The sequence below is a fragment of the Mesorhizobium sp. genome (assembly GCF_017306585.1).
GTDB lineage: Bacteria > Pseudomonadota > Alphaproteobacteria > Rhizobiales > Rhizobiaceae > Mesorhizobium.
Window position 1 is genome coordinate 1 of the sequence record NZ_JAFKIC010000166.1, and the last position, 12,483, is coordinate 12,483.

Below are 12,483 nucleotides of genomic sequence, written 5' to 3' on the forward strand. Positions count from 1 at the left end.
TTTTGGCTCCGGGGCCGTCCGAGTGTCGCTTACGCGGCTCTCTTGAATTTCGTCGAGGGCAACCTTAGAAGCGAACTTCTTCGTCGCCAGCGGCGCACCGCCCTCGTTCGTGAGGCGTATATAGTCGCCACCAACCAAAACTGTCAACACACCATCGCAAAGTTTTTGAACTTTTTGCGACAGAAATTTCGGACACGCATTGTCGATGGCCAACTGCCCCAGGGGAACTGGGGATAATGCGAGGGGGCAGCCACGAAGGAGCCCTATTGCCGCCGCATTGCCGTTCGACACCAAAGCCAACGAAAGAGGGCATGCGCTGCCGCGCGATGCTCCCTTTCAGGAGCTTCCCACAGGAGCGCGCGACGTACCTTATAAAGAGGGCACGCCGATTTCCCTGCAGAAAGCTCTATTAAGAGAAGGATGCGAGGCGAATTCGACCGGGGCCTGAGGCTTCGTTGACTTCGCCAGCCGTGACAGGCAAATGTCATGGCCACAACAAAAGCGACAAGCCGTTCCGCCCGGGGAAGAAGCAGCCTTTCTGGATGCCAGACACGGAAGATGTCATAGCCGAACTCGGCAACGAGCCGCCGCTTATCGCGGACGGCCGCAGTGGCCCGCCCGATCGGCGTGAGGTTTCCGCGCGTTGGCTGTCGGGAACGTTTCTCACCGGCGTGACTTCAAGCGTGCTGATGGGCGTGGCGCTGTTTGCCGCTCTCGACGGCCGCCAGCAACTGGCGACACCGCCCGAGATCGCCGAACTGATCGGCCTTGCCAGCAATGGCGATTCGGGCGAGGTGGCCAAGACGACAAGGCTGGTGGCGCCGCGCCAGATCGCCAAGGCCAAGGATCGCCGCCGCATGGAAGTGTCGATGGTCACCAAGGTCGGCGACCGCGACGTCATCCACACCATGCCCTTCGTGCAGATAAAGATGGCGCTCGCCGCGGGCCACTCCACCAACCGCCCCTACCCGCCCTTCGACCCGATGCAGGTCTTCGGCGACGACGGTGACGATACCGCGGCCCAACCCGCCACGGCCTCGGCCGCCTCCGGCCAGATCTACGGTGCCAAGGTCGAGAGCGAGATGAGCTTGAAGACCGTCGATTTCCCCATCGAGACGGCCTCGTTCGACGAGAAGAGCGACCTGTCGGCCGATGAGGTGGAAAAGGTCGTGCGCGAAGCAGGCACCGACTTGAGTGACGGCGCCGTGCAGGTCGCCTCACTCCATTATGTCGACCCGCAGCGATTCGGCGATGCTTTCGCCGAGAGCATGGCCGGCTCCTATGACGTGAAGATCGTGCCGGAAAATGTCTCGGTGTCGCCGCGCGCCAATATCGACGATCAGGCGCCGGCCTTCGCCGAGGAAATCATCCCCTTCACCAAGGATCTCGACATATCGGAGGCCTTTGCCGATTCGGGTTACACCGGCGACGACGCCACGGGGATGGCAGAAGCCATCGGCAAGCTTCTCAACGCGACCACGCTCAAGGCCGGAACCGTGTTGCGCGTCGGTCTCGAGGTTCATGGCGATGCCGCCAAGGTCGTGCGCACCAGCGTCTACGACAAGACCACGCACATCGTCACCATCGCGCTCGACGACCGTGGGCAGTACGTGCCGGCGCAGGAGCCTGATCCCAATCCCGAATTGCTGACCGCCTTCGATGATTCGTCGGCGCCGGTGGTCGTGCGCGGCAACCTGCCCAACGTCTATGACGGTATCTACCGCGCCGCCTATTCCTACGGCATGTCCAAGGCGATGACCCAGCGGCTGATCAAGCTCCTGGCGTCGGATGTCGACTTCCAGTCCCGTCTCAATCCCGCCGATCGCCTGGAGGTGCTGTTTTCGCAGCCCGACAATGACGACCAGACTTCGGACAATTCCGAACTTCTCTATGTTTCGGCGACCTTTGGCGGCCAGACGCGTAATTTCTACCGCTTCCAGATGCAGGACGGCAGCACGGACTATTTCGACCAGGACGGATCGAGCGCCCAGCAATTCCTGTTGCGCAATCCGCTACCCGCCGGAAAATTCCGTTCCGGCTTCGGCGCCCGCAAGCACCCGATCCTCGGCTATGTGCGCATGCACACCGGTGTTGACTGGGCGGCCCCTATCGGCACTCCGATCATCGCCGCCGGCAATGGCGTTATCGAGAAGGTCGGCTGGGCCGGCGGTTACGGCAAGCAGATCATCATCCGCCACGCCAATGGCTACGAGACCTCTTACAATCACCAGAGCGCGTTCGCCAAAGGCATCGAGCCGGGCGTCCACGTCCGCCAGGGCCAGACCATCGGCTATCTCGGCCAGACCGGCCTCGCCACCGGCCCGCATCTTCATTACGAGCTGATCGTCAACGGCACCAAGGTCGATCCGATGCGTGTCCGCCTGCCTGTGGGCAAGGTGCTGAAGGGCGACGACCTCGTTGCTTTCAAGCGCGAGCGCGAACGCATCGACGATCTGCTGAAACAGGAAGACGGCAACTCGCTGAAAGTCGCCAGCGCCAAGATCGACGGCTGACCCCTTCAACTTCGAACCTTACTGATTTCCGACCCGCCTTGCCCATGGCAACGGCTCGCCGGGAATGGTCGTCCACGCGATGATGGATGAAAGCAGGCAAAGCAGCGATGTCATCGTCGAGACGGCCGAAAAGGCGGCATCGCTGGCGGCCAGCCTTGCCGCATCGAGTGCGGCCGCAAGTCCAGCCGGCGCCTGTTCACCAAAGCCGGGCACTCCGGGTCCGGCGCTGCTATCCAGTGCATGGGCATAGACCCAGGCGGCCAGCGATCCCATCGCCGCCACCGCGATCAGCCCGCCAATGCGCGACACGGCATTGTTGATGCCGGAAGCGGCGCCGGTGTCCTTGTCCTCCACGGCTGTCATGATCGCGGTCGATAGCGGCGAGACGACCAACGCCATGCCGAGCCCCATCAGCGCCATGAGCGGAAATGTTCCGGTCCAGAAATGGTGGATGCCGGCATGGGTGAGCAAGGCCAGTCCGGCGAAAGCGAACGCCACGACGAGGCTGCCGCAGGCGATCGGGAAACGCGGCCCGATGCGGTCGGACAACTGGCCGACAGGGCCCGACAGAAGCGCGATCGATGCCGACAGCGGCAGAAAGATGAACCCGACCTCGGCCGTGCTCAGTCCCCAGCCGGCGATCAAGAGCATGGGCAGGTAGAAAAGATTGGCCGACAGGGCGAAATAGAGAAAGAAAGTCGCGACATTCGCGCCGGCGAAAGCGCCGATGCGAAACAGGCTGAGATCGATCATCGGCTCGCGCCGCCTGAGCTCGAACAGGATGAAGACGACAAGCAGAACGGCGCCGGCGACAATGCTTGGGACCGCCATGTGCCCCTCGCCGCCGGCGCTCATCGAGGTCAGCCCATAGGCGAGCGCACCGAAAGCCAGCGTCGCCAGCGCGCCGCCGCCGAGATCGAGGCTGCGCTTTTCCGTCGGCGCATCGGCGGGTATCTTGGCCAGTAGCAGATAGATCGAAATCAAGCCGAGCGGCAGGTTGACGGCGAAGATCGCGCGCCAGATGCCGTCACCGAACGCTGAAAGCACCAGGCCGCCGAGCACCGGGCCGAGAGCCGTGGTCAAGGCCGAGGCCGCTGCCCAGATGCCTATCGCGCGGCCGCGCTCCTTCTTCGGGTAAGCCTTGGCGATGATGGCCAGGCTGCCGGGCACCATGATCGCCGCACCGATACCCTGGAGCGCGCGAAATGCGATCAGCACGACCGCGTTAGGTGCCAGCGCGCAGGCAAGCGAGGTGACGACGAACAGCGCTATGCCGGCCACGAAGGCGCGCCGCAGCCCGAACCGGTCTCCGGCGGCGCCGCCGGCAAGGATCAGCGCCGAGAGCGTCAGCGCATAGGCATTGGAAATCCATTGCGCCTCGGCGAGGCTTGCGCCGAGATCGACACGGATCGCCGGCATGGCGATGGCCAGGATCGAGCCGTCGATGAAGCCGAGCGCCGAGGCCAATATCGCCGCGATCAGCACATAATGCCGCTGCGATTGTGGGCAGAACGTTCCGTTCGTGCCTGGCAAGGGAATAGTTGCGGCGCCGGCTTTGCTTGGGGATTGCATCAGCCTGCTTAGACCGTCGGCCAGCGGTCAACAACGAGCCAGCACATCGATCTCGTTGAAACCAGATGGAATTGGCCCTGTGTCGACGCCGAAACGAAGCGCACGGTCTATCCGCGCATCGTCGAGGTTGGCGTCGCGGCTACATTCCGGTCCCGCAGTTGATCTATGCCGCTGCGCTGCCCGCCTTATTGTTGCGCAACGGCATCGGCCGAAGGTCCGCCAATGAATTCCACTGTCACGCCTGGCGATACCAGCTTGGCAAGTTCGCGCGCGTCCCAGTTCGTCAACCGCACGCAGCCATGGCTTTCGGTTTTGCCGATCTTCGACGGCTCGGGCGTTCCGTGGATACCGTAGGTTGGTTTGTCCAAGGCGATCCAGACCGAGCCGACAGGTCCGTTCGGGCCTGGCGGAATGGTGAGAATCTTGTCGTTCTGGCCCTGCTTGAAATTGATGTTGGGGTTGTAGGTATAGTTCGGGTCGAGCGCGATGCGCGAGACGGCGTGGATGCCGGTGGGCGACGGGGTGTCGGCCGAGCCGATGGTCGCGGGATAGGCCGCGACCAGCTTGCCGCCCGCATCATAGGCGTAGACTTCTTTCTTGGTCTTGTCGGCGACGATCCGAGCGACCGGCGTCGACACCAGCTTGCCGAAATTGGCGACCTTGATGACCGTGCCGGGGCTGTTGAAGTCGGCGCCCTTGTTGAGCGACTTCAGATAGTTCTCATCCATGTGGAAGCGCTCCGCCAGCGCCTCGGTGACGGAGGTGTAGCACATGCAGTTGAGCTGCGCCTTCTGGCTGTAGTCTTCGGGGATCGAGGCGACATAGGGCCCCGCCACATCCTGGTCGGTGATCGTGTAGTTGGCGAACGGATCGCCGCCCGATTGGGCAAGCGCGGCCTGGATGCCGACCGCGTCGGTCGATTTCAGATTGCTGCCGGTGATCTCGTTGTATGCGGCGAGCGCCTTGTCGACATTCGAGCCGAAGCGCCCGTCGATGACGCCGGGCGAGGCCCCGCCGCGGTCGAGCAGAACCTGAAGCGCGGCGACGTCCTGCCGGGCGCCTAGCGAAAGCGAGGGATCCACCGAAGTCCCGCCTGATTTGGGCGGCAAGGCCCCCTGCTCGGCCGGAACCGGCTGCGGAGACGGTGTGGCGGGCGTCGTAGGCTGGTTCGGATCGATGGAAGCTTCGTTCAGCGGCTGCCGCTTGATGGTGCGCGGCTTCACCGGCTGCGGCGCCTCGGGATAGGTGTTGTCGTAAGTGCCGTCATCCTGCGGCGCTGAAGGATAGGCCTCCACGGAGTTGTCGCCATAGGGATCGTACTGATCGGGCGCCGGCCCGAGCATCCGGTCGCCATCCTGCCGGCGGCGGTACCGGCCCGTGTCCTGGGGATCGTCGAGATAGTAGCCGTCGTCGGCCGGTGCCCGGCCCAGTTCGCGCAGCCGCATGTCGCGGCGCAGCGTACGCCGGTCGAACCGGGTCTGCGGTGGCTGGATGGCGATCACCTTGCCGGTGTCGGCGTCGACGATGACGCGGTTGCCGCGCGCGTCATAATAGACATCGAGATTGCCGTCCTGAGCGAGCAGGATGCCGCCGCTCCCGGCCGCACGAACGGGCCGGGCCTCACCGTCCTGCGTCGGCGCGGCGAAAGCGCTTGAAAACACCAGTCCCGCGGCAAGCGCCGAAAGGGTGAAGATAGTGCGCAGCATGGTGGCCAAACTCTCCGGTCCGTATCTGCCGCCGCCCGGCATGTCCCAGTTCGGCGAACCCCTTCGCCAGCAAACCAGTTACCCCACACTATGGTTCCAACATGAACCGGGCATGAAGATGGCGGTTTTCCGGCGCCTCTGCGAATATTAGCTAGTCTGCGGCAAGTCCCAGCTCCTTGCGCGCCCGCCTGGTCAGCTTCAAAGCGACAAGACGATGGCTCTCGCGCAGATAGTCCTTCAGCGCACCATCATCCATGCTCTGGCTTGTCTGACGCTGGATCCACTTCATACCGCGCGAGGCGAGGTAGGGCGCCGGACGCAAGCCCGGCTGCTCCTTCAGCACGTCGTATGCGATGTCGGAACATTTGAAAGTCACGAAAAGCTGCCGGCCCTGATCCCAGCCGCCGATCGCGAACACCTTGGTGCCGACTTTCCAGACATGGGCGCCGCCCCACTGGACGACATGGGTGGTCGAAGGCAGGGAGGCGCAGAAGCCGTTATAGTCGTCCAGCGTCATCGCCCCGCCTTTCATGGAAATGCCGCGCGCCCGGACTGGACGCGCGGCATTGGAATCAGGCCGCGGCTTCGGCCGCGACGACCGTCGGCTTGGAGCGGAAGTTCAACCGGTCGGAACCGGCAGTGACCTTCACGGTCGAGCCGTCGAGGATATCGCCGAGCAGGATCTTTTCCGCCAGCGGATCCTGCAGTTCCTTCTGCATCACCCGCTTGAGCGGCCGCGCGCCGTAGGCCGGGTCGTAGCCCTTGGCCGCCAGCCACTCGATCGCCTCCTTGTCCAGCGACAGCGTGATCTTGCGGTCGACAAGCAGGCTCTCCAGCCGCTTGAGCTGAATCTCGACGATTCGGTCCATGTCCTTGCGGCGCAGCCGGTGGAACAGGATCACCTCGTCGACGCGGTTGAGGAACTCAGGCCGGAACGATGCCCTGACCACGCCCATCACCTCGTCGCGCACGGCGTCGACATCCTGGTCCTCGCCGAGATTGACCAGATACTCGGCGCCGAGGTTAGACGTCATGATGATCAGCGTGTTGCGGAAATCGACCGTGCGGCCCTGCCCGTCGGTGAGCCGGCCGTCGTCGAGCACCTGCAGGAGCACGTTGAAGACATCGGGATGCGCCTTCTCGATCTCGTCGAACAGCACGACCTGATAGGGCCGGCGGCGCACCGCTTCGGTCAGCGCTCCGCCTTCCTCATAGCCGACATAGCCGGGAGGCGCGCCGATCAGCCGGGCGACCGAGTGCTTCTCCATGAACTCCGACATATCGATGCGCACCATGGCGCTCTCGTCGTCGAACAGGAAGCTGGCCAGAGCCTTGGTGAGCTCCGTCTTGCCGACGCCCGTCGGGCCGAGGAACATGAACGAGCCGATCGGCCGGTTCGGATCCTGAAGGCCGGCGCGGGCCCGCCGAACAGCTTTCGACACCGCCTGCACCGCCTCGCCCTGGCCGACGACGCGTTTGCCGATCTCGTCTTCCATGCGCAGCAGCTTGTCGCGCTCGCCTTGCAACATCTTGTCGACCGGAATGCCGGTCCAGCGCGAGACGATATGGGCGACGTGATCGGGCGTGACCACTTCGTCGACCATACCGGCCTTGCCGTCCTGGGCCTCGGCCTCCTTCAGCTTCTTCTCGAGCTCCGGAATCCTGCCATAGGCAAGCTCGCCAGCGCGCTGGAACTCGCCCTTGCGCTGGGCGATGGCCAGTTCGTTGCGCGCTTCATCGAGCTGCTTCTTCAAGTCGGCGGCCAGCCCGAGCTTCTGCTTCTCGGCCTGCCATTTGGCGGTAATCTCGGCGGATTCCTCTTCGAGCCCGGCGAGTTCCTTTTCAAGCCGGACAAGCCTGTCCTTGGAGGCATCGTCGGTCTCGACCTTCAGCGCCTCGCGCTCGATCTTGAGCTGCATGATGCGGCGATCGATCTCGTCGAGCGCCTCGGGCTTGGAATCGACCTGCATGCGGAGCCGCGACGCGGCCTCGTCGACGAGGTCGATGGCCTTGTCCGGCAGGAACCGGTCGGCGATGTAGCGGTTGGAGAGCGTCGCCGCCGCCACCAGCGCCGAATCGGAGATGCGCACTTTGTGGTGCTGCTCGTACTTCTCCTTCAGGCCGCGCAGGATCGAGACGGTGTCCTCGACGGTGGGTTCCTCGACGAAGACCGGCTGGAAGCGGCGGGCAAGAGCCGGATCCTTCTCGACATGCTTGCGGTATTCGTCGAGCGTCGTCGCGCCGACGCAGTGCAGTTCACCGCGCGCCAGCGCCGGCTTCAACAGGTTCGAGGCGTCCATCGCGCCGTCCGCCTTGCCGGCGCCGACCAGCGTGTGCATCTCGTCGATGAACAGGATGATGTTGCCATTGGCCGAGGTAACCTCGTTGAGCACGGCCTTGAGCCGCTCCTCGAACTCGCCGCGATACTTCGCGCCGGCGATCAACGCGCCCATGTCGAGCGCCATCAACTGCTTGTCCTTCAAAGATTCGGGGACGTCGCCGTTGACGATACGCAGCGCCAGGCCTTCGGCGATGGCGGTCTTGCCGACACCTGGCTCGCCGATCAGCACCGGATTGTTTTTGGTGCGGCGCGACAGTACCTGGATGGTGCGGCGGATCTCGTCGTCGCGGCCGATGACCGGATCGAGCTTGCCGGCGCGGGCGTCGGCCGTCAGATCGCGCGCATACTTCTTCAGCGCGTCATAGCTCTGCTCCGCGCTCGCCGAATCGGCGGTGCGGCCTTTGCGGATATCGTTGATGACCTGGTTCAGAGCCTGCGCGGTGACGCCGGCCTTGGCCAGGATTTCGGCTGTCTTGGCCGACTTCTCCATGGCCAACGCCTGAAGCAGGCGTTCGACCGTGACGAAACTGTCGCCAGCCTTCTTGGCAAGATCTTCGGCGGTCGAAAACACCTTGGCCAGCGGCTGCGCCAGGTAAAGCTGGCCGTTGCCGCCTTCCACCTTGGGCATGGCCTCCAGTGCCGCTTCGACGCCAAGTTTGACGTCGCGCACATTGCCGCCCGCGCGTTCGATCAGCGACGCGGCAAGGCCCTCGTCGTCGTCGACGAGTACTTTCAGAATGTGTTCGGGCGTGAATTGCTGGTGATTGCGTGAGAGCGCCATGGTCTGCGCGGACTGGATGAAGCCGCGCACGCGCTCTGAGTACTTCTCAAGGTTCATATCTGTCTCCTTCCATCACCGGCCCGCTTTGCGGCACCGGATCAGATTGCGGTGACGGACCCGCCCATTCGAGCCGGATCCTGTTCAGCCCAGATATGGTGCACGGACCCCGGCCCCTCAAGACGTCTGGATATCGGCAAACGCATAATATTCCACAGCCGCAAAAACGAAACGTCGGAGATTTCTCCCCGCCGTTTCAAAGCCCTTCAAAGAGCGATCGATCAGTTGTCGATGTCGGCGATCACGGGCTCGGTGCCGCCGGCTTCAGCCGGAGCAGCCGCCACCTCGCCGGCGTCCGCATTGTCGGCGACGCCTTCGATCTGGTCGGCATTGCCGCGCGGACGGCGCGGACGGCGCGGGCGACGGGCAGCGCCGCTCTCGGCCGCGGCCTCGTTGAGCTGTGCCTGGGCAGCGAGACCTGCCGGCGAAAAGTCTGCGAACAACGGCGCCGGCTCGGCCGTAGCGACCGTCTCGGCCTGCGAGTCGGCCGGCTGCTCAGCCTGCACAGGCGTCTCATTGCGTTGCTGCTGGCCGCTCTGCTCGGCTGACGAAGCATAATCGCGCTGGCCGTTCTGGCCATAGCCGCCATTGGGGCGGCGATCGCGATGGCGACCGCCATTGTTGTTGTCGCGGCCGCCATTGTTGCGCCCGCCATTGTTGTCGCGGCCGTCGCGGTTGAGCGCCACCTCGGCCGGCATGCCTTCGATGACCGGCTGCGGGCCGGCACCGTGGTTGGCTGCGGGGAACTGCGCGTCGGAGGCGGAGTTGCCGGAATTACCGGCATTGTCGAACTCGTCGCGATCCTCATCGCCGTCCTCATCGAACTCGTCGCGGTTCTGCTGGACGTTCTGGATCGGCATCTGCGCCTGCGCGGCGGCGATGATGCGGTTGTAGTGTTCGGCGTGCTGGAGATAGTTTTCAGCCATGACCCGGTCGCCGGAGCTTTGCGCATCCCGGGCAAGGGCAGCATATTTCTCGGCGATCTGCTGAGCCGATCCGCGGATTTTCACGTCCGGGCCGTTGCTCTCGTAGTTGCGCGTGAGGGGATTCGGTCCCTTGCGGTTGTTGTTATTATTGTTGTTGCCACCGCCGCCGCCATTGTTGTTGCGACCGCGCATGCGCCTGTTCTGCTGTTGTGGCCTCATTCGACTCTCTTCATAGTGAATTTTCGAAAAACTCTTCACGCACGGTGGCGCTCATGCAGCCAGCCGTTTCGTTTCTTCACCGGCGTTCGCCCGCATCGATTGCGTTGGCGCCACGTGCCATCCTGTTCCGGTTACATCACTTGCCGGACGATTCCCGCACGAAGCATGGGCGTCGTTTGCGCAAGAAGGCAGCTATTTCCAAGGAAAACCGAATCGCTAAGAGCACTGCCTGCTTCGTCTCATCCGGTTAAGGCGACCCTAGCCGCATTCCCCGGCATTGCCAAGCGGTTTTTTCGCACTGCGTCAAGGCTTTCCCCGTTGAAAGACAAGAACCCTGTCGTTTTCGCCGAGATCACGGAAAGCACCGGCCAGTGCATAACCGGCCAGCCTGAATATATCCGTAACCTCGTTGCGCTGCGTGTGACCGATCTCGACTGCGATCCTGCCTTCAGGTTCCAAAAACCCAGCCGCATCGGCGGCTATTGTCCTGTAGGGGTCCAGACCATCCGCACCGCCATCGAGGGCCCTTCGCGGATCGAAATCGCGGACCTCGTCCTGCAGATTTTCGATGTCTTCTGACGGTATATAGGGAGGGTTTGCGGCAATTACATGGTAGCTGCCGGAAACTTTTTCGAACCAGTCCGAATGCAGCGCCGTGAACCTGCCGGCCAGAGCCAAAGCCTCGGCGTTACCCATCGCGGTTTTGAGTGCCTCCTCGGAGATATCGACGCCGGTGGCGACCGCTCCGGCAGCGGCACTCAACAGCGCCAGCGCGATGGCACCGGTGCCGGTGCCAAGATCGAGAATGCGGCATTGACCTTCGCGCGCCGCAACTGTCTCGACAAAGGGCAGGATCGCATCGACCAGCGTCTCGGTATCGGGCCGCGGCTCCAGCGTTTCCGGCGACAGCGACAGGCGCAGACCGTAGAATTCGCGATAGCCGAGGATGCGATGCACCGGTTCGCCATCGGCTCGGCGCCTCAGCGCGGTGTCGATTGCGGCGATGGCTTTCCGGTCGATCCTGAGTTCGGGATCCGCGATGGCCTGTGTGCGGCTGGTGCCCGAAAAATGTTCGACGATCAGCCGAGCGTCGAGCGCGGGATCCTCGACCGGGGCGGCCGTAAGCCTGGCCCGCGCTTCCCGCAGCAGCGGTCCCAGCGCCTCGGGAAGGTCAGCCATCGAGGCCGATATCGGCGAGCAGCTTCGACTGGTGGTCGGCGATCAGCGCATCGACGACCTCATCGAGTTCGCCCATCATCACCCGGTCTAGCTTGTAAAGTGTCAGGTTGATGCGGTGGTCGGTGACGCGCCCTTGCGGGAAATTATAGGTACGGATTCGCTCGGAGCGGTCGCCGGAACCGACCTGCGATTTGCGTGATTCGGACCGCTCCTCGTCCGCCTTGCTGCGCTCCAGGTCGTAAAGCCGGGCGCGCAGGATCTGCATGGCCTTGGCGCGATTCTGATGCTGCGACTTTTCCGCCTGCACCACCATGATGCCGGTCGGCAGATGGGTGATGCGCACCGCCGAATCGGTGGTGTTGACGTGCTGGCCGCCCGAACCCGAAGCGCGCATCGTGTCGATGCGGATGTCTTCGGCGCGGATGTCGATGTCGACCTCTTCGGCTTCCGGCAGCACGGCGACGGTGGCGGCCGAGGTGTGGATGCGCCCGCTCGCCTCGGTCGCCGGCACGCGCTGCACGCGGTGCACGCCGGATTCGAACTTCAGATGCGCGAAGACGCCCTTGCCGGACACGGTCGCGATGATTTCCTTGAACCCGCCGGCATCGCCGTCGCTGGCCGAGACCGTTTCGAACCGCCAGCCGCGTTCGGCGGCGTAGCGCTCATACATGCGAAACAGGTCGCCGGCGAAAAGCGCCGCCTCGTCGCCGCCGGTGCCGGCGCGGATTTCCAGGATGGCGTTCTTGTCGTCGGCGGCGTCCCTGGGCAGAAGCAGGATCTGGATGTCTTTCTGCAACGCTTCGATGCGTTCCTCGACCCCAGGCAGGTCGGCTTCGGCGAGCCCGCGCATCTCGGCATCGGTGCCCTTGTCGGCAAGCATTGCCTCGAGGTCGGCCTGCTCCTGTTCGGCGGAGCGCAATTCCCGGACCTTGGCCACCATGTCCTGCAGCTCGGCATATTCGGACGCCATTTTCACATAGGCGTCCGGCGCCGGCCCGGCCGCCATCTGCGCTTCGAGCATCTCGAAACGCTTGACGACTTGATCCATTCGGTCGCGGGGGAGATTGATCATGAGGTTGAAACTTCGGTGGAATTCACGTCAGGGCGAGTCGAAAATGGCGAATTTCGAGAACCGGAGCGGAATGTACATTCAGGTACATGAGCACCGGAAGCGCAGAAAATCGTCATT

At 63.6% G+C, this 12,483-nt stretch carries 9 protein-coding genes; 1 reads left to right on the forward strand and 8 read right to left on the reverse strand.

All coding sequences use genetic code 11. The features are described 5' to 3' along the window. Nucleotides 1-213, reverse strand: a 213-nt coding sequence (locus J0I79_RS19435) for a hypothetical protein (RefSeq protein ID WP_292862397.1), incomplete at its 3' end; no start/stop codon positions are given. Between the two features lie 329 nt (nt 214-542). On the opposite strand from J0I79_RS19435, the gene J0I79_RS19440 reads away from it, so the two are divergent. Next, nucleotides 543-2,513 carry a M23 family metallopeptidase gene (locus J0I79_RS19440; protein ID WP_292862400.1) on the forward strand — a complete coding sequence of 657 codons (1,971 nt, stop codon included), beginning with the start codon at nt 543-545 and terminating at the stop codon, nt 2,511-2,513. An 18-nt stretch (nt 2,514-2,531) separates the two neighbouring features. Here J0I79_RS19440 and J0I79_RS19445 read toward each other — a convergent pair whose 3' ends face one another. The 7 genes from J0I79_RS19445 to prfA all read right to left on the reverse strand — a co-directional run bounded on the left by J0I79_RS19445 (nt 2,532) and on the right by prfA (nt 12,366). Next, nucleotides 2,532-4,085, reverse strand: coding sequence for an MFS transporter (locus J0I79_RS19445; protein ID WP_292862403.1), 1,554 nt, complete (start codon nt 4,083-4,085; stop codon nt 2,532-2,534). 185 nt (nt 4,086-4,270) lie between these two features. Beyond that, nucleotides 4,271-5,791: a L,D-transpeptidase family protein gene (locus tag J0I79_RS19450; protein WP_292862406.1), complete on the reverse strand. Its 1,521-nt coding sequence runs from the start codon at nt 5,789-5,791 to the stop codon at nt 4,271-4,273. A gap of 151 nt (nt 5,792-5,942) precedes the next feature. Continuing rightward, nucleotides 5,943-6,308 carry an MmcQ/YjbR family DNA-binding protein gene (locus J0I79_RS19455; RefSeq protein WP_292862409.1) on the reverse strand — a complete coding sequence of 122 codons (366 nt, stop codon included), beginning with the start codon at nt 6,306-6,308 and terminating at the stop codon, nt 5,943-5,945. A gap of 55 nt (nt 6,309-6,363) precedes the next feature. Then, the gene (clpB, locus tag J0I79_RS19460) at nt 6,364-8,970 is read right to left on the reverse strand and encodes an ATP-dependent chaperone ClpB (protein ID WP_292862412.1); all 2,607 of its coding nucleotides are present in this window, start codon (nt 8,968-8,970) and stop codon (nt 6,364-6,366) included. A gap of 221 nt (nt 8,971-9,191) precedes the next feature. Further along, entirely contained in the window at nt 9,192-10,115 is a 924-nt protein-coding gene (locus J0I79_RS19465) for a DUF4167 domain-containing protein (RefSeq protein ID WP_292862415.1), read from the reverse strand. 303 nt (nt 10,116-10,418) lie between these two features. Further along, complete coding sequence (prmC, locus tag J0I79_RS19470; protein WP_292862418.1) at nt 10,419-11,294, reverse strand: peptide chain release factor N(5)-glutamine methyltransferase; 876 nt, start codon at nt 11,292-11,294, stop codon at nt 10,419-10,421. Continuing rightward, nucleotides 11,287-12,366 carry a peptide chain release factor 1 gene (gene prfA / locus J0I79_RS19475; RefSeq protein ID WP_137930560.1) on the reverse strand — a complete coding sequence of 360 codons (1,080 nt, stop codon included), beginning with the start codon at nt 12,364-12,366 and terminating at the stop codon, nt 11,287-11,289. The genes prmC and prfA overlap by 8 nt, the downstream gene beginning before the upstream one ends. Nucleotides 12,367-12,483: the final 117 nt, after the last annotated feature.